The organism is Ruegeria sp. BHSB058 (genome assembly GCF_059613285.1).
This window is the reverse complement of record NZ_JBXWSF010000068.1, coordinates 1-22653: the sequence shown is the minus strand read 5'-3', so window position 1 is coordinate 22653 and position 22653 is coordinate 1. Positions and strand designations below refer to the sequence as shown.

Genomic DNA, 22653 nt, shown 5'->3' with positions numbered 1-22653 from the left:
CCCGGCCAGCTAAAGATTGTTTCGGTCAAAATGGCGCCGGCCAATAGCGTTCCGACCGAAAGGCCGATCACCGTGATGACCGGGATCAGTGCGTTGCGCAGCGCATGGAGACCATTGATACGTGATGGGCTGAGACCTTTTGCGCGGGCGGTGCGTATATAATCTTCGCCCAACACCTCAAGCATCGCCGAACGGGTCTGGCGCGCAATAACCGCAAGTGGAATTGTCCCCAGAACGATTGTCGGCAAGATCAGGTGACGAACGGCAGACTTGAATGCGCCCTCCTGCCCCGAAAGCAAGCTGTCAACTAGCATCAGGCCAGTTACGTTGTCGAACCAATATATCAAATCGATGCGGCCTGAAACCGGCGTCCAACCCAGATTGCCCGAAAATACGATAATCAACAGCAGTGCCCACCAGAAGATCGGCATCGAGTAGCCGACCAAAGCCGATGACATCAGCAGCCTGTCGAACAATTTACCCCGGTTCACAGCGGCAATTACTCCAGCGGGAAGACCAAGTGCGACCGCAAAAATCATGGCACAGATCGATAGTTCCAGAGTTGCCGGAAACAGCGAAAAGAACTCATCCCAAACCGGTTTCTTGGTAACGAAGCTTTCGCCCAGATCGCCTTGCATCACGCCAAATAGATAATCGGTGTATTGTTGCCAGACCGGTTTGTCGAAACCGAGTTTTTCCACCATCTCCTGATAGCGTTCTTCGGTCATGCCGCGTTCTCCGGCCATGACAATAATGGGATCACCAGGCAGAATCCGGATGAACATGAAGGAAATCAGCGTCACTCCGATGAAAGTCGGAATGAACGTTCCCAATCTTGCAAATAGATAGCGTAGCATCAGCGTCCCACGACCATGAGGTCTTTTGGAAAGGTTGTAAGGCTGCGATAGCCGTCTGCGGTTACCAGAACATCGTCTTCGATCCTGACACCGAATTTGCCTACTGCATAGAGGCCGGGCTCATTCGTATACACAGTTCCAGCGGGAAGAACCGTGTGATTGCCGCGCATGACATAGGGTGCCTCGTGAACATCCCGCCCCAGCCCATGACCGGTTTTGGTGCGAATGCGATCTGCATAAGGCGATGCCTCCAAAACGCCTGTAACCGCATCGTCAATCTGATGTGCGGTTACACCGGCGCAGGTCACTTCGAGACCCTTCATGTTTGCGGCAAGGACGGTGTTATAGACATCTCGCGCCTCATCTGAGGCTTCCTTCACGAATACGGTCCGAGTTATGTCGGCGGCAAAACCATGTTTCCTCGCACCGAAATCGAACAACAAAGCATCACCTGCTTTGATCTTGTAATCTTCTCGAGCGTGCGCATGCGGGAGGGCCGTATTTTCTCCTGCCGCTACAATAGGTGAAAAAGCCATATCATCCGCCCCCTCTGCGAATAGGGCGTGTATTAATGCGGCTTCAACTTGTTTCTCCGTCTGCCCGATCTGCACATTCTCCAGAACACGAAACAAAGCCCGCTCCGAAATTGCGATTGCAGTTTCGAGAGCAGCAATATCTTCGGCGGACTTGATCATCCGCAAGCCTGAAATTTCACGCTCCCCATCAATGATCTGCAGTTCTTCATAGGCTTGCATCAACGCATGATGTACGAAAACGCGCATCACTTGACCTTCGACGGCCACCCTTTGGATTGGTCGCTGCGTTGCAAGAGCCGCAAAAGCATCAGAATACCCCGTATGATCTTTCCAATCAAAAACGTCGCCTTCGAACCCCACGAGATCCCAGCTGTCCAGTTCGAGATTAGGAACAATGGCCGCAGGTTTACCTTGTACAGGGATGATGACAAGGAATGGGCGTTCATGGCTCATGAAACTATGGCCAAGTGCACGCGTGAAATTCGGCCCGGGCACCAAGGCCACCGCATCGACCGAAAGATCGCGAGCAACCTGACGATAATCGGCAAGGCGATCAGTCATTGGCTATGTCTCCGCAGACAAAAAGAACCGGGGCCGCATTTGCAGCCCCGGTTCAGGTTCAGATGGTTATTCGACGCTCACGCCATAGAAGATGTGTCCACCAAGCGGATGAACCTTGTAGCCCTTCACGTTGTTTACCATCGGCATGAACACGACCGAATGCGCAATAGTGGCCCACGGCGCTTGCTCTTTGAAGATGACCTGGGCCTCTTCATAAAGCTTGGTCCTCTCGGCTACGTCCGTGGACTGCTTGGCCTGCTTGATGACGTTGTCGAACGGCTCATGGCACCACTGCGCTCGGTTCGAAGCTTCAACACCGTCACAGCCCAACAATACTGCCAGGAAATTGTCCGGATCCCCATTGTCACCGGTCCAACCGAGCAAAACAGCACCGTCACGGTTCAGCTCCTTCGAGCGCGACAGGTATTCGCCCCATTCGTAGGACACAATTTCCACATCCACACCGACTTTGGCGAAGTCTGCCTGGATAAGTTCGGCCATGCGGCGTGCATTTGGGTTGTAGGGACGCTGCACCGGCATTGCCCAGATTTTCATGCTCAGATCCGAAACGCCTTCGGCTTCCAGAGCTGCCTTTGCAGCTTCTGGATCATAAGCATCATCGACAATTGCTTCGTTGTAGCTCCACATTGTCGGGGGGATTGGGTTCTTGGCTGCCTGGCCCGAACCCTGGAACACGACATCGATGATCGCATTTTTGTCGATGGCCATGTTCAGCGCCTTGCGGACCTTGGGATTGTCGAAGGGTGCCATGGTGGTGTTGTACGCCAGATATCCGACGTTCAAGCCTTCCTGCTCCATCACATTGATGGCGGGGTCATCCTTCATCGCCTGAATATCAGCCGGGTTTGGATAAGGCATGACGTGGCATTCGCCCGCTTTCAGCTTTTGGTAGCGCACCGAAGCATCGGGAGTAATGGCAAAGATCAATTGGTCGATATCGGCTTTTCCGTTCCAATAGTCGGCGTTTGCCTGATAGCGAATGACAGCGTCTTTCTGATACGCCACCATTTCGAACGGGCCGGTGCCGATCGGGTTGGTGTTGATCTTTTCTGGTGTACCCGCATCCATCATTGCCTGCGCATATTCCGCAGACAGGATGGAGGCAAAGTCCATTGCCATATTGGCCACGAACGGTGCTTCGGGCGTATTCAGTGTGAACTTAACAGTGTGATCGTCGAGTTTTTCGACCGATTTCACCAAATCCGGCATTCCCATACCGTTGAAGTATTCCCATGTCCCGCCGTTCACTTTGTTGAACGGATGGTCTTCAAGCCGCTGACGTTCGAACGTGAAAATCACGTCATCGGCATTGAAGTCGCGAGTGGGTGTGAATTCGTCATTCGAATGGAATTTGACGCCCTTTCGCAGCGTGAATGTGTATTCAAGACCGTCATCGCTGGCTTCGACGCTTTCAGCCAGTCCCGGAATTACGTTGGTGGTTCCGGTTTCGAACTCCATCAAGCGGTTATAGATGGGGTGTGATGAGGCGTCGAACGTGGTGCCCGCCGTGAACAACGCCGGGTCGAACCCTTCCGGTGAACCTTCTGAGCAATAGACAAGCGTTCCGCCCGCAAGAGCTGGTCCCGCAATCAGTCCTATTGCGGTAGTTGCCGCTAAAATCTTGGATTTCATTGTTTACTCCCTTGTTATTATTTCTGATCGCTTCAGCACATCAGAATTCAGGCAACTTCCCGGTCACATTCGCTGACGGGGAAACTGTATGATGTTTTTAGTATATTGTATCCAATATCAACCTCATTCGTACGGGATTTTTCACAGAGCAATGGAAGTGATCGAGACTCCGCGCTATTGGAACGAAAATAACAAAAAACAATCACAACGGAGACGATTGTTACCCGGCCTCAAGATCTCGCAGGGCCTTATGATCAGGAATCACAAGAATAACCTGGATCAAAACCGGACGCCTGATCGATGGCCACAGTCGGTCGCACATTCCGACCAAAGTCCCTTTTCTTGTCGGACGTGTTGAGGATTATGGGTATATGACAATCATTCGGCGATATGCCTCGCTATGGCAGAATATGTCTTTGGCCACTCAATTTGGTCTTACTGGAGGCGTGGTGTTGGTCTTCGCAGCCCTTATCGTCGGAGCAATAGTCACTCGCCGGATCGAAGAAAGCGTCGTCCGCAATACCGCAAACGCAACCGCGCTTTATATGGAGAGCTTTGTCTCTCCGATCTCGCAACAGCTTGCCGACAGCGATGAGCTGTCTGAAAACGCTCAGCGCGCTCTGGATGAGATTTTCAATAACACACCGCTTGGTGAGCGCATCGTATCCTACAAAATCTGGAAAAAAGGCGGGCGCATTGTCGAAGCATCCGACCGCAGTCTGATCAACCGAGTGTTTGAAGTCACCCCGCCCTTGAAAGCAGCTTGGCAAGGCCAAGTGAGCGGTGAATTCGAGGAAGTTGGTGACGAAGAGGCTGAAAACGAAAGTGCGCTTGGCCTACCTTTGTTGGAGGTCTATTCCCCGATCCATGAAGTATGGACCGGCGAAGTCATTGCTGTGGCGGAGATTTATGAGGCTAACCCGCAGCTACGTAACGATCTTGTCGCCGCGCGCCAAACCGCTTGGGCCACTGTGGTTGGTGTCATATCGGCTATCGGAGCTGCGTTATACCTGATCGTGCGCCGCGGCAGCCGCACGATAGAGCGCCAACGCGCAGGATTGAATTCGCAGTTCCGGGATTTACGAGCTTTGTCCGCACGCAATCTCGATCTGCGTCGACGGGTTCAGGAAGCGGCGGCCAGATCGGCGGCCAGTACAGAGCACGCGCTACTTCAGATCGGAGCCGATTTGCATGATGGTCCGGCGCAATATCTGGCTTTCGCGGCTCTGCGCCTTGACGATTTGCGCGAAAAGCAAACCGATGATGCTGCTCGTTCCGAACTTGATGGCGTCAACGAGGCCTTAAAACAGGCCATGGATGAAGTACGATTCATATCGCAGGGCCTGTCATTGCCCAACATCGCTGATATCCAGCTTTGTGACGTTGTCGCAAAAGCCGTCAGCGCTCATGAGAACCGTTCGGAACACGACGTTTCTGTTCTATGTGAATGTGAAAGTTTCCATGCATCTCCAGCGGAAAGGATCTGTATATATCGCTTTGTCCAGGAAGGCCTGAATAATGCTTCGCGCCATGGTGGCGGAACCGGCTTGGAAGTCCAAATGAAATGCGACAAGCAGTCGTTGTCACTTGCCGTGAGGGATCGCGGCACAGGGTTCGGACCGGATGGTCCCAGTCTCGGCCTTGGCCTAAGCGGATTGCGCGACCGCGTTGAAAGCCTCGGCGGCACTTTCCGCACATCAAACCGACAGGAAGGCGGCGGCGAGATTTGCATGATGTTTGAAACAGGAGATCACAGATGATCAAAACCCGCGTCGTATTGGCCGATGATCACCCGCTGTTTCGCGAAGGCGTTGCCCGCACCTTGGACGAAAGTAAGGATTTCGAAGTCGTCGGGCAAGCGACGACCGGAAAGGAAGCCGTAGAATTGACTTCCAGTCTGAAGCCCGACCTGGTCTTGCTTGATCTGTCCATGCCGGACGGGGGGCAATGGGCTCTGACCCAAATAGCCAAGGGTGAACACAAGGCGTTGGTTGCCATGCTCACAGTTTCCGAAGATGATGACTCCATACTGGCGGCACTTTCTGCCGGTGCTTCAGGCTATGTGCTCAAAGGCGTTGGCTCGCGTGAGTTGATCCGGGTCTTGACAGATTTGGTAGCGGGCCGCAGCTATGTTGCACCCTCCCTGGCCGCCAAGGTTCTGACTCGGATGAACCGTCCGCGCCAACCAGTTGAACGGGCCAACCCCATTGGTACATTGTCGAAACGGGAAGAAGACATCTTGCGGCTGGTCTCGCAGGGAAAAAGCAATAAGGAAGTCGGGTTGGCCCTCGATCTGCAAGAAAAAACTGTTAAGCACTATATGACTGCAATCTTACAAAAGCTGCATGTCCGGAATCGCACCGAAGCCGCGCTTTTGGCGCAAAGCCATTGGGGCCACCACTGACACTATTTCCCCGCTGGCTTTCCTGCGCGCCCGCTTGTGCGGGTTCGCGCACCATACTCGTCAGCACACCGGAACGGTGAAAGGCTTTCTACAAAAGCATCCAAAAAATCCAAAGCCAGCAATGACCTGCTTCCCGCAATTGGCTTTAGGATCGAAAGCCGATGTGGAACGTTGGGTTCGAACCCCCGTATTTCCAATCCTTTTCCGCGAAATGGTTCGGCGTCCAGAGACGATACAACAGAAACCCCCTGCCCTTGACTGACAAACATACAGGCGGTGGTGAATTGTCGAACTTCAATCCACGAATTGATCAGCACTCCATAATCCGCAAAGGCCGTCGACAGATGGCCAAAAAAGTTACTGTCCCGACGAGTGTGGATGATTTTCTCGGCTTGCAGATCGATCGGGTTGATGATTTCTCTTTCGGCTAGAGGATGCCTCTCAGGGACGACACAAACTGTTCGAATTTTTATGTCTTCGCTTTCAACAGTGGGGTGTCCAGTAAATCCGTCAGTGATACCGCAATCGTATTGCTCTCCGACAATCCACTCAAGGATGCGCTCTGGCCGATCTGGTTCCAGCGTTACCGTTACACCGGGTCTTTCCTTCAAGAAGTCGGCAAGAACAGCAGGCAGATGACTGGTGGCAAACCCCGGCAGACACGCAATTCTCAAGTGACCAGCCGTGCGCTCCGACAGGTCTCGGTTGAGATCTTCCAAATGGCGCAAACTGTCAAAGATGCGCCCAACCTCGGATAACAGGTACCTCGCTTCACTGGTTGGGACCAATTGCCCGCCTTCGCGAACGAACAGATCTACAGCCACGGTTTTTGAAAAATCCGACAGTAGTCGACTTACCGCAGGTTGCGATACTTCCAGCACTTGTGCAGCTCGGGTCATCGATCCGGTCTGCGCCACTGCTTGAAAGGCTTCGAGTTGCCTGAGTTTGAATTTCATCCGTCCACCTGTGCCAGGTATCGATGCTTTGTGGATAATATTTTGTTATATTATTTGTCAAAAAACTTTTGCTTGCATTATTGGTTTAGTTGCTCAAATGCTGTGTCATACATACGCATCGGGAGGTAACAATGTCTGTCAAATCCATTTTTGTAGCGTCTTCCATAGCAGCGGCGATGGCAACGACCGCGCTGGCTCAGACCGAAGTTCAGTGGTGGCACGCCATGGGCGGCACAAACGGAGAGCGGGTCAACAAGATTGCAGAGGACTTCAACGCGACGCAAAGTGATTACAAGATCGTCCCTGTATATAAGGGAAACTATACTGAAACCATGACCGCTGCGATTGCGGCCTTCCGCGCCAAGGAGCACCCGGCAATCGTTCAGGTGTTCGAAGTTGGCACTGCCACCATGATGGCCGCAAAGGGCGCCATTTATCCCGTGGAACAACTGATGAACGATACCGGTGAACCGTTTGATGGCGGCGACTATCTGTCGGCGGTGGTGTCCTATTATCAAACTCCTGAGGGCGAACTGCTTTCAATGCCGTTCAACAGCTCCACGCCTGTCCTTTGGTACAACAAGGATGCGCTGGATGCAGCCGGTGCTTCGGTTCCCGCCACTTGGGACGAAGTCAAGGAGACGGCTCGGAAGCTGGTCGACAACGGCATGAAATGCGGGCTTTCCTTTGGATGGCAATCCTGGGTTATGATCGAAAACTTCTCGGCATGGCACAATATGCCGATCGGCACAAAGGAAAACGGCTTTGCCGGGTTTGACACCGAATTCACCTTCAACAACGAAAAAGTCGCGGCGCGTCTGGACGACATCGCTTCCATGTCCGACGGCAACTTGTTCGTGTATGGCGGGCGTCGCGGCGACAGCTTGCCAATGTTCACAAATGGCGAATGCGGAATGTGGATGAACTCGTCAGCCTATTACGGCTCGATCAAATCACAAGCTGAGTTCGAATTTGGTCAGACAATGTTGCCGCTGGACACGTCGGTTTCCGACGCGCCGCAAAACTCGATCATCGGTGGCGCAACCTTGTGGGTTCTGAGTGGGCGGGACGAAGCCGAATATCCCGGCGTCGCCAAGTTCCTGACATACCTGTCCTCGCCCGAAGTGCAGGCGTGGTGGCATCAGGAGACCGGATATGTTCCGATCACCACCGCCGCTTATGTTTTGTCCAAAGAACAGGGTTTCTATGATGCGAATCCTGGCACAGATACCGCAATCAAGCAGCTCAGCCTAAACACGCCAACTCCGAACAGCCGAGGTTTGCGCTTTGGCAACTTCGTTCAGGTCCGCGACGTGATCAACGAAGAGATGGAGGAAGTCTGGGCTGGCAACAAATCCGCCGCCGAGGCGCTTGATGCGGCTGTGGAACGCGGCAACGATCTGCTGCGCAAATTCGAACGCACGGCAAACTGATACTATACAACTTGTTGATCCCGCAGGGTAATGCCCTGCGGGGTCTGACGCCATCTGGAGTCCGCCATGCTGAAGCGCGTGCATTTCCCGACGTCGCCGCTGCCCTATCTCCTTGTGGCGCCGCAGCTTGTCATCACCTTGGTGTTTTTCATTTGGCCCGCCAGCCAGGCAGTCTATCAATCGTTTCTCATCGAAGACGCGTTTGGTCTCGGAACTGAATTCGTTTGGCTGGAAAATTATGAACTGCTCTGGTCAGACAAAAGTTACATTGCGACGTTCTGGCGGACCGCATACTTCTCGTTGGCCGTCGCGGCGCTTTCGATGATCTTTGCGTTGTTCTTGGCAGGATTTGCGCAGCGGGTGCTGCGCGGCGCCTTGTTCTATCGTACGATGCTGATCTGGCCCTATGCCGTTGCTCCGGTTCTGGCGGGCGCGCTTTGGGTTTTTATGTTCAATCCCACGTTGGGTATCTTACCATACCTCCTTGAATTCGTCGGAATCGAATGGAACCATTACCTGAGCGGCGGACAAGCCATGTTTCTTGTTATTCTAGCCGCCGCGTGGAAACAGGTTGCCTATAACTTTCTGTTCTATCTTGCGGCGATGCAGTCGATCCCGAACAGTGTTATCGAAGCTGCAGCAATCGACGGCGCTGGCCCATCGCGCCGTTTCTGGACAATTATTTTCCCACTGATTTCACCCACGACTTTTTTCTTGCTGGTGATCAACATGGTCTATGCCTTTTTTGAAACCTTCGGGATTATCCATGCAGTCACACAAGGAGGCCCCGGAACGTCAACCACAATTCTTGTCTACAAGGTATTCAATGATGGTTTCGTAGGCCTCGATCTTGGGGGGTCGGCGGCGCAGTCGGTCATCCTGATGGTTCTTGTCATCGCCATGACTGTGATCCAGTTCCGCTATGTCGAGCGAAAGGTGGAATACTGATGATCGAGAACCGGCCTATCACAAATCTGGTCACCCACATCGTTCTGATCCTGGGCGTCGTCGCCATTGCGCTACCTGTATGGATCACCTTTGTTGCGGCAACTCACAGCGAATTGCGCATGAGCCAAGCCCCTCTACCTCTACTGCCGGGGAGTTACCTATGGGAAAACCTCAAACAAACGTTGTTCGGGGCAGGTCTGCGAGGAACCGAAATAGCCCCTGTATGGCTGATGTTGCTTAACAGCCTGGCAATGGCCCTGATGATAGCGATCGGCAAAATCGCAATCTCACTACTATCGGCCTTTGCCATCGTGTATTTCAAGTTCCCGTTCCGCATGCTGAGTTTCTGGCTAATCTTCATCACCTTGATGCTGCCGGTCGAAGTACGGATTCTTCCTACTTTCGAAGTTGTCGCCAATCTTGGAATGCTGAACAGTTACTGGGGGTTGTCGATCCCGTTGATCGCGTCGGCAACGGCTACATTCATGTTCCGGCAGGTGTTTCTGACGGTACCCGACGAATTGCTGGAAAGTGCACGCGTCGACGGTGCAGGCCCGATGCGTTTCTTTTGGGACATTCTACTGCCGATGTCGCGGACGAATATTGCGGCTTTGTTCGTAATTCTCTTCATTTTCGGCTGGAACCAGTATCTGTGGCCGCTGCTGATTACAACCGACACATCGATGACCACAATCGTGATGTCGATAAAGCAGATGCTTGAAGCCGCCGAACAAACGCCGCTTTGGAACATCATCATGATGACCGCGCTGTTGGCGATGATCCCACCGATTATCGTCGTCATCGCGATGCAAAGGCTCTTTGTTCAGGGCTTGACGGAAACAGATAAGTAGGGTGCCCACAATGGCTGAAATCTACCTAAAAGACCTGGTCAAATCCTATGGGCAGACCGAAGTGTTGCACCACATCGAAGGAAAGATTGCTGATGGCGAATTTATCGTCATCGTCGGCCCTTCGGGCTGTGGTAAGTCCACCCTTTTGCGAATGATTGCCGGACTGGAGACCGTGACATCAGGCGAAATCCGCATCGGAGATCAACGCGTGAATGATCTGGAACCCGCGCAACGCGACATTGCAATGGTTTTCCAGAACTATGCCCTGTATCCGCATATGTCCGTGCGAGATAACATCTCCTACGGCCTTAAGATCCGCAAACTGCCGAAAGACGAAATTGCCCGTCGGGTCGAAGACGTTGCGGACATTCTTGAGATCCGACAGTACCTTGACCGGAAGCCGCGTCAGTTGTCCGGCGGACAGCGCCAACGTGTCGCCATGGGTCGGGCGATCGTCAGAGATCCGCAGGTTTTCCTGTTTGACGAACCGCTTTCCAATCTGGATGCCAAGTTGCGAGTACAGATGCGTTTGGAAATCCGAAAGCTGCAACAACGGCTAGGTGTTACCTCGATCTACGTGACTCACGATCAGGTCGAAGCCATGACCTTGGGAGATCGGCTCATGGTGTTGAATGGCGGTTATGTGGAACAGTTCGGAACACCAATCGAACTATATGACAAACCGGAATCGATATTTGTCGCCGGCTTCATTGGAAGTCCTGCCATGAACTTCGTAAAGGTCAAGGTTGATGAAGGTCAGGCTATCTTACCGAATAACGCGGCGATTCCGTTGGGCACACAGTTCACTGGCGAAACAATCGTTGGCCTGCGCCCTGAACATCTGATCCCGAATGAAGGTGGGCCTATCGCATTGGAAATTGATCTCCTGGAGCAACTAGGAGCCAACACCCTTTTGCACGGGCGCCTGCAAAACTCAGATCAAGAACTGATTGCGTCCGTTCCGGGACATACAACCATCAATCAAGGGAAAACTCGGCGGTTTTCGATCGATCCGGATTTGGTGCATCTGTTTGACCCTGCAACCGAGAAACGAATGTGACTCGGATGAGATTTCCTCAGATCAAGGCATTTTCGGGCGATACCCGAACCATCCGCATCATCGGTCATCGTGGGGCACGTGGAATTCTGCCGGAAAACACCTTGGCGGGATTTGAGTTCGCACTTTCCTGCGGTGTCAAGCTATTGGAGTTCGATGTTGCGATGAGCGGGGACAGGGTTCCTGTCGTCACGCACAATCACCGACTTAGCAATGCCATGGTTCGTGATCCGAACGGACAGTGGCTGCGCGGAGAAGAGCGTAAGATTTCCTCTCTTTCCATGACAGAGCTTTCGAGGTTCGATGTAGGAGGATTGGATGGACAAAGCGACTATGGTAAACGCTTCCCAGATCAGGCATTTCTGTACGGCATAGGTATACCGCGCCTGAGCGAACTGTTTGATCTAGTTAACCAGCCTGAACATCGCGATGTTCATTTAATGCTGGAAATCAAGTCGGACCCTGAAATTCTGAATGATTTCGAGTGGCGCAGGGATTTGGTTGCCGCAGTCGTTGCCGACATTCGCACCGCGAATCTAGAAGAAAAAACAATCTTGCACAGTTTTGACTGGAACCTATTGAGTGAGTGTCGCAATCAAGCACCTGATATCCCGACTTCCTACCTTTCTGAGCTACCCACAAACAAAGACGAGATTGGTGAGGACTCTTCCAAGTCGGTTGGCCCGGATCTGAGCAGTGGGGTGGTGAGTTTACCCGATTTGGTACACCAGGCGGGTGGCCAGTTTTGGTGCCCGCGCTACTCGGATATTACCGCCACCGACATGGCGCGTGCGCGTGAACTTGATCTTTGCGTCGCGGTTTGGACCGTTAACGAACCAGAAGCCATTGATCAAATGATCGATCTGCAGATCGATTCCATCGTCACGGACTATCCCGGTCGTGTTCAGCGCCGCTTGATTGAACGGGGGTACACGTGGCTGGATCGCTGCCCGGAGATGGCATAGCTATGAATTCGGCTCGGGCTGCTTTTGACAAGTACGAGGATATTCGCGTACGTTTGGCAAAGATTCAGGCGCGCAAACCTGCTCAACCGATTACGTCGCTTTTGGGTATTGTAGATCATACAGTTGCTAGTCACCGGCGTAACCGCCTGCGCACAAATCTCGCGCTTCTCCTCATCCGCCCAAAACCGCTTCTTCCGCCCGCTCATAGAGTGCCCCTTAGTGTCCACTATCGATGGTGGACACTAAGCCCCCTCCAGCGGCACGCGTTAGGTCGGGTTCAACGGACGCTTACGACGCATCCGCGCTAAGCGCCTGGAGTGGGATTCACGCAAATTGGCAGCTCGGTCGGATTTGACCAAACCCATGTCTCAAAATCACGTAACCGCTTAATTCTCCGCTAGGACCAGCGGGTTAAAACCGCCACTGCGCCAGCTCTGCAATGCCGAAGTAAAGTTCGGTCCCGGCAGGCCGTCGATCACACTGGTGTACAGCCCCGCTTCCTGCAGCAGTCTTTGTACTTCCATGATTGTCTGTCGTTTCCACTGGTCGGATACCTGGGTCAGTTGTTTGATGATTGTTCCGTCATCTTCTGCGGCTCCACGCAACAAGGTACGAGCGGCTTGCGTCGCATCCCGTGGCACACCCCGGCCTTCGTCCAACAGAATAGCAGCGGCCAGGAAACCCTGGTATTCGCCCTCGCGTGCCGCTTTCTGAAAAAAACCAAGAGCCTGCGATGGTATTCCAGCTATGCCATCCTGCGCCAATACCCCCAAATTGAAAGTTGCCTTGGGGGAACCGCCATCAGCAGCGCGCTTGAGCAAGGATATCGCTCTCTGTTCGTCTTTGGCAACAATTTGACCTTGGAACAGAATCACAGCCAGATTGATCATCGCATCAAAACTGCCGCCTTCGACAGCGCGTTCATACAACGCCAGTGCCTGGTCCGTATTCCGAGACACTCCGGTTCCGCTTTCATAGAGCTGCGCCAACGATACCATAGCGCGCAAGTCACCCCGCTCAGCAGCCTGCTTATACAGAGTCACAGCCCTGTCCAAATCACCGCTCGCAATTGTTGCTCGGGCCAGCAAAGCGACGTAGTGGGGCAAATCTGGTGATTGCACGGTCGCAGCGCTGCATGCCTGAATGGCCGTCATGGCGTTTTGTTTCAGATGGTCAAACGGAACACCAGGGATACTGGCCGTTCGGTCGCGAGGATGGGTTGCCAGCCTTTCACAGATTCCACCAGGGCTTGAATCCTCGGGTCGTGGAATCGACTGAAGCAATCGCTTGGCTTGGGTTGAATGAGAACCATCCGGATATTGCTCAATATAGAATTCCAGCAAAGGACGCATCCGGCTGCGTTGTGCGAGCTTCCACAAACGTTCGGCTTGAGCGTCCTCATCCTCTACCGCGAGGGCACGGGTTCGCGCTCCAATCTTTTCAAACTGATCCAGAAAGGCCTCGACCTCGCCAGTGTGAGATCCCTGGGGGTAGCGATCCATATATAGCTGCATGAGCGTTGGGTCTTGCGCACTTGCCGCCACTTGCCACAGCAGGGTTTCTTCGGAAGCAGTTGCCGGACTGTTGTCAAAGCGGAACTGCCGCGTCATTGAGGAATTATCCCAAGGAATCTGCCGCCCTCCGGTCGCTGCAAGAACATCCCTGCGCACCGAAATCATCATATCTGAAATATCCTGTCCCGGAGTATAAATATGGCTGAGCATAGCTTCCGTAAAAAAGCTGTTCCTTCCGGTTCCGTCGTAGGCAACATTGTCTGGTTGGGTGGCATACGCGAAAAGAAAATCAGCCGAACTGCCGACCCGCGCCAGTCCGTCACCGCCCACATTCAAACCGGAGTCTTCAAACGGGTTGTCTCGGCAAGCATCCAAAAAAATCAGTCGAACACCTTTCGATTTCTCCATACGCGCGATGAACTCGCTGATCGGTACAGTCTGTGTGACGACATCTTGAGCCGATGAGATTTTGGCATCTACAGGAAGCAAATAGTTTTGCCCTTCGACCTGAAAACCATGACCCGCGTAGAAGAACAACGAGACATCAGAATCCGCTGCAGCAGATGCAAAAGCGTCAGCCATCGCCGTCATTTCGGCTTGTTGCAAATCCGTACCAAGAAATACTTCAAATCCCAGCCCTTCTAGCGCAATTGCCAGATCTGATGCGTCATTGATCGGATTGTCCAACGGGCTGACCGCCTGATAAGCAGAGTTACCGATTACCAAGGCAACCCTTTTTTCCGCAAATGCCGCAACAGCATTCACCGATACAAGCGCCAACGCCAATAACAAGCGGATTAGGATCACGGGACCATTGCTCCGACAGTCTACAAACCAGTGGCGTTGTATCGGCAGAATTCGAAACAACCAATCGCGGCCATGATTGTTCTACCTGTTGATACTACAAACTGACAAGGTCTCGATCGCTGGCCGGGTGTTCAGTCTGGACCTGTCCCGATTTCGTGCTGCCGTCGCGGATTGTTGAAGCCGTTGATGTATTGGAAGATGGCCAGTTCGACGTCTCTGCACGTTTGCAACGATCTTCGCCAGAATATTTCCGCCTTGATCGTCTTGAAGAACGTCTCGGAGGCGGAGTTGTCATAGCAGCTGCCTTTGCCGCTCATCGATACTTGGAAGCCGTGCTGACGCAAGAGCTTCTGATAATTGTGGGCGCAGTTTTGGCTGCCACGGTCCGTGTGGCGGAGGCAGCCTTTGGGAGGCTGCCGCAGAGCTACGGCCATCTGTATCGAGCCAGTGAAATCCTGCTCATGCTATAAGAAAGGACCTAGCAATGAGCGATACGATGACAGAGGCAGTGAAACGATGGACGGCTAGGCGCAAATCAGCGCTGGTCGTTGAGATCATTCAGGGCAAGACGACGGTGGCCGAGGCGAGCCGGACTTACGAGCTGGCACCATCAGAGATCGAGAGTTGGGTTGATGATGCCAAGAAGGGCATGGAGAACGCCCTGAAGACCAATCCGCTCGACGTTCGACAGGAATATGGAAAGCAGCTCAAAGACCTTCAGGAAGCTTACGGCGAAGCCATGCTGGAGCTCCGGGCGCTTCATGAGGGCCTTCTCGCTGATGGTGACGCCGTGCCGATCTCCAGGCTTTGCACCTGGTTCGGAGTTCCGCGCCGCACGGTCTACTACAAGCCGATGAAGGCCGCGCCGAAGCTGGACGATCGGTTCATTGCGCCGATCAAGTCCATGATCGAGGAGAACCCGTCGTTTGGCTATCGCACGGTCGCGCACCTTCTGGGTTTCAACAAGAACACGGTGCAACGGGTCTTTCAGATCAAAGGCTGGCAAGTGCGCAAACGGCCGACCGGCGCCCGGCCGCGGATTGAGGCCTTGCCGTCCGTCGCAGAGAAACCAAACGAACGATGGTCGACCGATCTGGCGCGTGTCTGGGCAGGCAAGGATGGCTGGTGCACGCTAGCCCTGGTGATGGGCTGTCATACCCGCGAACTTTTGGGATGGCATCTGTCGCGATCCGGCAAGGCGACGACGGCGGCTTCAGCTTTGGAACACGCCTTGATTGCGCGCTTCGGCACATTGGGCAAAGTCGACGAGCCATTTCTGCTTCGCAGCGACAACGGCCTCGTCTTCACATCTCGGAAGTACACGGCCCTGGTCAAAAGTTACGGCCTGCGCCAGGAGTTCATCACGCCCCATTGTCCTCAGCAGAACGGCATGATGGAGCGGCTGATCCGATCCTTGAAAGAGCAATGTGTCCATCGCCAGCGCTTCGAAAGCCTGGCTCATGCGCCCCGTTCTGTCGGCGACTGGATCCAGTTCTACAATCACAAACGCCCGCACCAGGCCCTTGCCATGTGGACGCCAAACGAGGCACTCAAATTAGTAGCTTAACCTGAGCAGATTCCGCCGGGTCGATACGAAATCCGCATCCGCATCGCCCTCATGAACCGCCGAAATCAAACGCGTGGTTGACGTCGGCGGGGTAAGGGTCTTCACTCCTCAAACGCGAGTTACGCAACAACGCCAAGGAAACTTGAGGCTCAGGTCAGCGCCCAATCAATCTCCTGACGACGTTGCGAACTCTTCGCAGCACCGTGGCTTGCTGCGGTTTCGGAAGGCTCTTGGCATATTCCATCCCTAGAAGTAGATAGTACAACCTGTTCGCTAATATTTCGGGTCTCCGCGTTGTTTCAATTCTTATACCATTTGAGACGAGTACTTTTTCAAGCCGATTTAGAGAACATTGAGATATTTCATTCATCCAAGATGTTAGGTTAACTTCGGGGCAAGTGTTGCGTAATCTATTAAATTGAATTCCAAATTCTCTCGCCAACCAATCGCAATCATTATAAACCGCAACAGATACAAAAGCACGTTTGTCTATGGCTTCTCCCTCCCTCAACTCATTTCGAATGATACCCTGCAATCTTTTATAGGCGGAGTCCATGACTGGATCACCACGAAAAATCGGATTTGATCGATTGAACGCATGCAATATTTTCAACGCGTCGGCGCTCAATGATGAGTTTGGCGATTGAGTTTTTGTTCGCTTGAAATCCAATCCCCAACGTTCGCATAAATCGAATACGACGTCTCCCTCGCGCAGTGCATTCCTGTTGTAGTCGTATAATTCAACATTAGAACGGCCAAGGAAATTTATGAACGGCATCACCCTTCCGCGGTACAGCGGATCAACCGCTGAGGGGACTTCTGCACTATTGCCTCCCATCACCGTCTGTTGAAAAGCACTGGCCGCAAAAGACAAAGGGTCTCTCGCGTACATTAACACCGAGATAGACTGGCATCGTTGGGTCAGCCACGACAAGAAGTCAACTTTCTCTTTCGATGTCATCAGAGAAATGTCTTCACCCGAAATAATTATTCGCTGCCGGTCGCTTCGAGCCAGTTGTTGTTCCAATTCTATGTGAACTTGTTCTCGAAGAGTCGGTGCGCTTTCTTGGGATAAGCCATACTGGTATGAAAATTTTGTAAGGTTATCATGGTCAGAAAAGGCAGTCCGGATTGGGATGCTGTGGTTCAGGTATCCTAGCTGCGCATAAAATGTGTGCCCGTCGTCATAGCCTTCCAATGCCGATTGAATCGCTGTCGAACCGGTCTTGTGCATTCCAATGTGCAGCAAGCACTTCATTTGCTTTATCTCTTTTTTCCAACAGCTTAATGCTAAGCTCGGCTGAACCTATATTAGCGCGTCAGGCTCCTCAACTAAAAACTTGGGTTTGTTTTCTGAAATCACTAGACGCCTGTGGTAACAAGCGATGTAAGGAAACCGGTCCAGTGACGACGACGTCACCGGCGCCTGAGTGTTCACTGTAAGAGCAAGCCAGGCTCCGTATTTATTGCCGACGATAGGCACCTAGGAGGCGATAGGCAACTAGGACGTTTGCCGCTCGACTGCGCCACGCCGAGGACCTATGGAAAACTAAATTGGATACTTCAGTTGCCTGATCAGCCGCCACAAATCTTGGTTTGCGTTTGTGAGTTTTTCAACAGCGTCCTCAATCTGGAAGATCGCCAGATCATCTACAATATCAGCGCGACCAAGCTTGATATCTGTTTTCCGATCTGCAATCCGCATCAGTATTGTTCGAGGATTTCCACTGTCAGGATCAAAAGAGTATATGCAATGGTTGTATTTGTTTCGGATTGCAGAGAGTTTTGTCAGGCGCTGCGTTTGCTTGAGTATCAAGCTTCGGGCTTTTTCGTCACTACCATCCATTTTCGAAAGGCGTTCAACCAAATCGATACGTGCGCGAGTGGTATTCAGGGTTAGAAAAACAATAACAGCTACTTCTTTATCTGTCTTGCACAGTCCCGCAATCAGATGGATCAGCAAGCTTTCGGTGTTTGTCCAAATATAATTTAGTCGCCCAACTAGCAAGATTAGGCGATCAAAACGTATTTTGGGATTATCAACCACTGACTTTTGGTCGGTTTTCAGCCGGTACCGTCTCAAAAAAGAAGTTGGCTGCAGCAGTTCTGTTACTGACACCAATTTTTTTGACAATATGATGCATGTGAAGTTTGACGGTGTGTTCTGTTATTCCGAGGTTAGAAGCCACCTGCTTGTTGCTTTGACCATGAGAAACTAGTTGCAGAACCTCTTTTTCTCTGCGCGTCAAACGAGTGTACAACCCTTCGCAAACTGGTTGTTGATCATTTGCACAAAATTGCCCAAAGGTGCCTGATGTCCGAACGGGAGGTTTATCTTTTTGGACGAGCTTTGCCAGAAATGCAGGAATAAAAAGCTCGTAATGCAGTAGTAACCTTAATACAGACCGCCATACATCGGGTGTTACATTCATCGGCAAGAACCCGATTTCACCATGCTTTAGGCAGTCCCATTGCAAAAAGAACGCTTCGGCGGCGGCTTCTTTTCGGTAAGCCAAAGCCAAACATCCTGACCCGGACACATCCAGATATGGTTGTGGATAGTTCAGAAGATGTTCGCCCAACTGTTGATCTACAACAAGCATGCGAAGTGTTGGCATTTTGTTCTCAAATACCGACTGAGCTTGCCGGAGAGTTTCGCATCTGTATGCGAACACTCCAAACTCGGCGTGAACACTCATCAAAGTTTGGCCCGAAAAGAAAAGTTCCTTCCCCAAAAACAATACATCAACTTCAGTTGGCGAGCGAGTAGATAACCCGGCTGTTCCATTGAAATCAAGCAGACTCATCACGCCCCCCCCAAATCATTCACAGATCAAAAACCAGAAATATTGCCCAAAAATCAATCAATTGACCAAATAGATGTATGTATCCGAAATTTCTCCTCAAAGTTTAGCGGAAACTTCTATGATTATCAACAGAGAGTTGATAGATCGCGAGACGGATAGAACTTTAGATTAATACTTCCCTGTAAAGAATAATCGTTTCGCCAAAATTCCTTATAATCTTTGTGACCATTTTTTTTAAATTTCGTCCACGCACCAAAATAGTAAAGCCCAAATACGAATGTCTGTGGAATATAAATGAATAATATCAAGCCGTTAGGAGAAGTAAATCATATTATTGGCTGGCCAGAGTCGAATTTTCCCGCAACTATAGGGGGTCTAATTTATAGAATTACCCTAAAAGTATTGCCCGCCAATTTTCTTATATGCGCGCAAGATGCCTGGTCGCAAAGGAGGTGACGCAGAAATTTATGGAGAAACAAGTTTTTGCTGGATCGAGATAAGCTCGATTCATCTGTTTTAAACGCGCCCATTTCTGCCTTTTACATGACTGGCGGGCCGGCGCAAGGAAAATGGATTACTTGCTATGAAACGGAATGCAGCCAATTCAAACAACACGACAGTCACGACAGTCGATGAAGTCGTCGTCGAAAACCTCGATGCATCATTCGATACAGACATCCAAGTGGATAAAGCATTTGTAGAGGCGGACGTGAACGCTCAACAACAAAAACAAGACCAATCTGTTGACACTTCTGACGCCCAGGATCAGGAGCAGTCCCAAAAAACCGACGTCGACAACAAGGTCGATAACGCAGACAACCAAAAGCAGGGGCAGGATCAAGGTCAAGATCAAGCGCAGAAACAACAGCAGCAGAACACCAATGGAGGTGACGACAGCAACGACAATTCCAACTCGAATGCGATCAATATCGACTTTGGTGGTGGTGAGTGGATTCCGCGCGACGACGATCAGGTCGACCTGGATCTCGGAGACTACGCTTCTGTTGGCGATGTAATAACGGCCGGCAAAGACGTGAACTATGATCCCGGTGATGACATGCACCTCAAGATCGATCTCGAGGGCGAAGGCAATGACATGTCGTCGATCAATAGTCAGGTAGCGAGTCTCTATGACAATGACACCCTGAAGTCACCGACTGTCTCCAACACTGGAGAATTCAACCAATCCGGCAACGCTCACGGGGGCAAGGCTCATGCGGAAGAAGGCATAAGCGCGGATGCTGACGGCGGCGATACTGGTGATGGCGGAACCACTTACGGCGGTGATGCAACCGGAGGTAAAACCTACGGTAGTGACGCGATTGCCAAAGGCGGCGATACCGGCGACGCGAACGCCAAGGCTGGCGGAGGCGAGGGTGGCGATACCGGCGACGCACACAACGCAAGTCTAGGCGTAGGCCTTTCAGGCGCGCATGCGGATGGTGATAGTGTTGGCGGCGATGGCGGAGACGCCGACAGCAGCGCGAAAAGCGACAACGCAACCAAGTCGCATACCGAATCCTCCGGGACTGGTGGCGACGGCGGCAGCGCAGATTCGCTGGGTATTGCCGTTGGTCTTGGCCTGTCAGGAGCGAATGCCGAAGGTGATGCAGACGGTGGTGACAACAAGTCGGCATCGGATGCTGACAGCAGTGGATACGCTGACAACGATACATCCGCCAAGGGTGCCGATGGAGGCGATGCGGGTGCAATCGGCGTTGGTCTGAACAGCAACAAGAGCGACAGCAACACCGAGGCCAATGATGCCGAAGGTGGTGACAACAAAGCCATCGGCGGAGCACTTGGCGCAGCTAGCAGCACCGCAGACGGCGAAGGCGGAGACAGTGGTAATGGCGGCTTCTCCGGCTTGATCGAAGCGGCGATCGCCGCGCTCCATCAGGAAGTCACTGGCGAAAAAGCCAACAATGACAACGGTGGCAACCAGAAAGCTTCGACCGGCAATGGAGACTCTACTGGTGGTGATACCAATGGCGGCGACGGCACTGGCGGCTCATCGACAAGCAAGGCAAATGCCGAAGGTGTCGGCGATCAGACTACTGGAGACGGGCCGAGCATCGACCAAGATACCGGCGATGTGAGCGGCAAGGCCAACAATAGTCAGGATACGGACGCGACCGGCGGCGCTGGTGGCACGAATACATCCAATGGGGCTGCCGACGGCTCATCGATTGGCAAATCCGCGGCGGATGGTACTGGTGGTGCCGGCGGCAGCAATACGTCTGATGCGGCCTCTGCAGCTGACGGATCAGGATCGGCTGACGCGGCCAACACAGGCGGCTATGGCGGCGCCGCAGATGTGTTCTCCAAATCCGATACCGACGGATCGGCGGACAGTCTTGCAAAGGCAATTGCTGGTTATGGTGGAGACGCAACCAGCGACAATGATGCCAATTCCGCGGGCTCCGGCACAGCTCATGGTGCCGCATACTCGGGCGCCGGAGGCACCGGTACCGGAGGCAACTCGAATGGCGGTTCGTCGGGATATTCGATGGCCGACGCAGCCAGTGGTGATACCTATGGTGGTGCCGTTTATGGCGGTGATGCGTCCGGCGCATATTCCGGTGACGGAGGCATGGGCGGCAACGCGGGCGAATGGGGCTCGAACAATGGTGGCGACGGGATCGTGACTGGTGAATCCTATGCTTCGGCGGCTGCCGTGGTCGATACATCGGCCTTCAATCAATCGATTGTCATGGGGGCAAATGTATTGGGCAACTCGGTCGACACCACCATGGTTGGCGGTGCGATGACATCGTCCTATGCAACAGACGATACAGACGTCTGAATCCTTGAATGAAGATAGCCGGGGCCGTTCGACGGCCCCGGTTTACGGAAATCCGGTTTCCCGGTCTTCCTAATCATACGAGCGAAAGGGACCCTGCCATGGCGCTCGACAATATTACCGAAGTCATTTCGCATTTTATCGGTCTATTTGACCTGACGATAGAAAAGGCCCGACTAAGAGATCAATACGAAGAGTTCACGGCTCTTCGACGAAAAGCGGATCTGGAAGAAATTCCAGATGCTACGAAAATCGTAGTCAAATCTGATCTGGAATTGGCGCCTGGCAACTACGTAGCTTCTGATTATGTGGCAGAAAAACTGGGCGCCGGTGAAGCAGTTGAACTGCCGATAACCGTTTCTATTGCGTCGCCCTTGATCGTCGAGGGTGTCGCTCCGCCCGCGTTTGTGCAGAACGACATACCGCTGTTTTCCAGCGATGATCGGAATGCGCCAGATCTTCCCGTAGAGCAGCCGCTTGAAGACATACACAATTTCCCCGGCTCGGCACTCACTTATACAGATCAAAAGCTTCAATTGAGCGACAATGACATCTTTGGCGAGGGTGTTCTTCGCGATATACCAGCAAAACTGGAACAAGCCGAGGCACTTTCGAATCTTGCTGACGCACTGCATGCGATACCTTCGTTGGCATTGGGGCTTTCCAATTTTCTTTCACTGGAAACGGTCAAAGTCTTTGCAAAAGCGATGGCATCTTCTGAGGCCACCTCTGTTGAAGGGGCGCAGGTATTCCAGTTGACCGGTCAGGAAGCGGTCGGCATCATTGTGAATGGCCAAGCGGCAGCAGAACTTCCTTCCTGGAGTGAGTTGCTCCCCGTCTATCACAAGGCGCGGGATGTGGGTTCTGAAGAAAGCGACATCAGCGCGTTGCCGCGAGAATGGGCCTCATCTGATAGCGAAGGGAGCTTCGAAGG

17 protein-coding genes and 2 pseudogenes are annotated in these 22653 nt (G+C 52.6%); 10 read left to right on the top strand and 9 right to left on the bottom strand.

Annotated elements, in window-relative coordinates; genetic code table 11:
• The 3 genes from AC2FNB_RS15720 to AC2FNB_RS15710 form a co-directional block, all read right to left on the bottom strand.
• Window positions 1-857, bottom strand: an 857-nt coding sequence (locus tag AC2FNB_RS15720; protein WP_496747787.1) for an ABC transporter permease subunit, incomplete at its 3' end; no start/stop codon positions are given.
• Window positions 857-1954: a M24 family metallopeptidase gene (locus AC2FNB_RS15715; RefSeq protein ID WP_496747784.1), complete on the bottom strand. Its 1098-nt coding sequence runs from the start codon at window positions 1952-1954 to the stop codon at window positions 857-859. The genes AC2FNB_RS15720 and AC2FNB_RS15715, both read right to left, overlap by 1 nt.
• Window positions 1955-2020: 66 nt before the next feature.
• Window positions 2021-3607, bottom strand: coding sequence for an ABC transporter substrate-binding protein (locus AC2FNB_RS15710; RefSeq protein ID WP_496747783.1), 1587 nt, complete (start codon window positions 3605-3607; stop codon window positions 2021-2023).
• A 731-nt stretch (window positions 3608-4338) separates the two neighbouring features.
• Here AC2FNB_RS15710 and AC2FNB_RS15705 point away from each other — a divergent pair.
• A complete protein-coding gene (locus AC2FNB_RS15705) occupies window positions 4339-5367 on the top strand; it encodes a sensor histidine kinase (protein ID WP_496747781.1) in 1029 nt (342 codons plus the stop codon).
• Window positions 5364-6011: a response regulator gene (locus tag AC2FNB_RS15700; RefSeq protein ID WP_496747778.1), complete on the top strand. Its 648-nt coding sequence runs from the start codon at window positions 5364-5366 to the stop codon at window positions 6009-6011. Before AC2FNB_RS15705 ends, AC2FNB_RS15700 begins: the two co-directional genes overlap by 4 nt.
• Window positions 6012-6013: 2 nt before the next feature.
• On the opposite strand, the gene AC2FNB_RS15695 is transcribed toward AC2FNB_RS15700, so the two are convergent.
• A complete protein-coding gene (locus AC2FNB_RS15695; RefSeq protein ID WP_496747776.1) occupies window positions 6014-6967 on the bottom strand; it encodes a LysR substrate-binding domain-containing protein in 954 nt (317 codons plus the stop codon).
• Window positions 6968-7098: 131 nt separating this feature from the next.
• Here AC2FNB_RS15695 and ugpB point away from each other — a divergent pair, with 131 nt between their 5' ends.
• The 5 genes from ugpB to AC2FNB_RS15670 all read left to right on the top strand — a co-directional run bounded on the left by ugpB (window position 7099) and on the right by AC2FNB_RS15670 (window position 12221).
• Entirely contained in the window at window positions 7099-8400 is a 1302-nt protein-coding gene (gene ugpB / locus AC2FNB_RS15690) for a sn-glycerol-3-phosphate ABC transporter substrate-binding protein UgpB (protein WP_496747774.1), read from the top strand.
• 66 nt (window positions 8401-8466) lie between these two features.
• The gene (gene ugpA, locus AC2FNB_RS15685) at window positions 8467-9348 is read left to right on the top strand and encodes a sn-glycerol-3-phosphate ABC transporter permease UgpA (protein WP_496747772.1); all 882 of its coding nucleotides are present in this window, start codon (window positions 8467-8469) and stop codon (window positions 9346-9348) included.
• Window positions 9348-10199 (top strand): sn-glycerol-3-phosphate ABC transporter permease UgpE, encoded by an 852-nt coding sequence (gene ugpE / locus AC2FNB_RS15680; RefSeq protein WP_496747769.1) that lies wholly within the window; start codon window positions 9348-9350, stop codon window positions 10197-10199. The genes ugpA and ugpE overlap by 1 nt, the downstream gene beginning before the upstream one ends.
• A gap of 10 nt (window positions 10200-10209) precedes the next feature.
• Entirely contained in the window at window positions 10210-11259 is a 1050-nt protein-coding gene (locus AC2FNB_RS15675; protein ID WP_496747767.1) for a sn-glycerol-3-phosphate import ATP-binding protein UgpC, read from the top strand.
• A 5-nt stretch (window positions 11260-11264) separates the two neighbouring features.
• Window positions 11265-12221, top strand: a complete 957-nt coding sequence (locus AC2FNB_RS15670) for a glycerophosphodiester phosphodiesterase family protein (protein ID WP_496747764.1) — start codon at window positions 11265-11267, stop codon at window positions 12219-12221.
• A gap of 386 nt (window positions 12222-12607) precedes the next feature.
• Here the strand turns inward: AC2FNB_RS15670 and AC2FNB_RS15665 are convergent, their stop codons facing one another.
• On the bottom strand, window positions 12608-14542 hold the full coding sequence (locus AC2FNB_RS15665) for a caspase family protein (RefSeq protein ID WP_496747760.1): 1935 nt from the start codon (window positions 14540-14542) through the stop codon (window positions 12608-12610).
• Window positions 14543-14673: 131 nt separating this feature from the next.
• A pseudogene (locus AC2FNB_RS15660) lies at window positions 14674-14985 on the bottom strand (IS3 family transposase); the annotation flags it as partial.
• Between the two features lie 41 nt (window positions 14986-15026).
• On the opposite strand from AC2FNB_RS15660, the gene AC2FNB_RS15655 reads away from it, so the two are divergent.
• Window positions 15027-16109 carry an IS3 family transposase gene (locus AC2FNB_RS15655; protein ID WP_496747758.1) on the top strand — a complete coding sequence of 361 codons (1083 nt, stop codon included), beginning with the start codon at window positions 15027-15029 and terminating at the stop codon, window positions 16107-16109.
• Between the two features lie 154 nt (window positions 16110-16263).
• Here AC2FNB_RS15655 and AC2FNB_RS15650 read toward each other — a convergent pair whose 3' ends face one another.
• The 3 genes from AC2FNB_RS15650 to AC2FNB_RS15640 all read right to left on the bottom strand — a co-directional run bounded on the left by AC2FNB_RS15650 (window position 16264) and on the right by AC2FNB_RS15640 (window position 18916).
• Window positions 16264-17367, bottom strand: a complete 1104-nt coding sequence (locus tag AC2FNB_RS15650; RefSeq protein WP_496747755.1) for a hypothetical protein — start codon at window positions 17365-17367, stop codon at window positions 16264-16266.
• Window positions 17368-17658: 291 nt separating this feature from the next.
• Window positions 17659-18072 (bottom strand): hypothetical protein, encoded by a 414-nt coding sequence (locus AC2FNB_RS15645; RefSeq protein ID WP_496747752.1) that lies wholly within the window; start codon window positions 18070-18072, stop codon window positions 17659-17661.
• A gap of 76 nt (window positions 18073-18148) precedes the next feature.
• Window positions 18149-18916, bottom strand: a complete 768-nt coding sequence (locus AC2FNB_RS15640; protein WP_496747750.1) for a helix-turn-helix transcriptional regulator — start codon at window positions 18914-18916, stop codon at window positions 18149-18151.
• A 583-nt stretch (window positions 18917-19499) separates the two neighbouring features.
• On the opposite strand from AC2FNB_RS15640, the gene AC2FNB_RS15635 reads away from it, so the two are divergent.
• Together AC2FNB_RS15635 and AC2FNB_RS15630 are read left to right on the top strand one after the other, a co-directional pair.
• Window positions 19500-21722 carry a hypothetical protein gene (locus AC2FNB_RS15635; RefSeq protein ID WP_496747748.1) on the top strand — a complete coding sequence of 741 codons (2223 nt, stop codon included), beginning with the start codon at window positions 19500-19502 and terminating at the stop codon, window positions 21720-21722.
• Between the two features lie 98 nt (window positions 21723-21820).
• Window positions 21821-22653: pseudogene (locus AC2FNB_RS15630) on the top strand (type I secretion protein); the annotation flags it as partial.

Coding starts and splice junctions, on each gene's coding strand:
- AC2FNB_RS15715 (WP_496747784.1), bottom strand. CDS start 1,954: ATGACTGATCGCCTTGCCGATTATCGTCAGGTTGCTCGCGATCTTTCG.
- AC2FNB_RS15710 (WP_496747783.1), bottom strand. CDS start 3,607: ATGAAATCCAAGATTTTAGCGGCAACTACCGCAATAGGACTGATTGCG.
- AC2FNB_RS15700 (WP_496747778.1), top strand. CDS start 5,364: ATGATCAAAACCCGCGTCGTATTGGCCGATGATCACCCGCTGTTTCGC.
- AC2FNB_RS15695 (WP_496747776.1), bottom strand. CDS start 6,967: ATGAAATTCAAACTCAGGCAACTCGAAGCCTTTCAAGCAGTGGCGCAG.
- ugpB (WP_496747774.1), top strand. CDS start 7,099: ATGTCTGTCAAATCCATTTTTGTAGCGTCTTCCATAGCAGCGGCGATG.
- ugpA (WP_496747772.1), top strand. CDS start 8,467: ATGCTGAAGCGCGTGCATTTCCCGACGTCGCCGCTGCCCTATCTCCTT.
- ugpE (WP_496747769.1), top strand. CDS start 9,348: ATGATCGAGAACCGGCCTATCACAAATCTGGTCACCCACATCGTTCTG.
- AC2FNB_RS15675 (WP_496747767.1), top strand. CDS start 10,210: ATGGCTGAAATCTACCTAAAAGACCTGGTCAAATCCTATGGGCAGACC.
- AC2FNB_RS15670 (WP_496747764.1), top strand. CDS start 11,265: ATGAGATTTCCTCAGATCAAGGCATTTTCGGGCGATACCCGAACCATC.
- AC2FNB_RS15655 (WP_496747758.1), top strand. CDS start 15,027: ATGAGCGATACGATGACAGAGGCAGTGAAACGATGGACGGCTAGGCGC.
- AC2FNB_RS15650 (WP_496747755.1), bottom strand. CDS start 17,367: ATGAAGTGCTTGCTGCACATTGGAATGCACAAGACCGGTTCGACAGCG.
- AC2FNB_RS15640 (WP_496747750.1), bottom strand. CDS start 18,916: ATGAGTCTGCTTGATTTCAATGGAACAGCCGGGTTATCTACTCGCTCG.
- AC2FNB_RS15635 (WP_496747748.1), top strand. CDS start 19,500: ATGAAACGGAATGCAGCCAATTCAAACAACACGACAGTCACGACAGTC.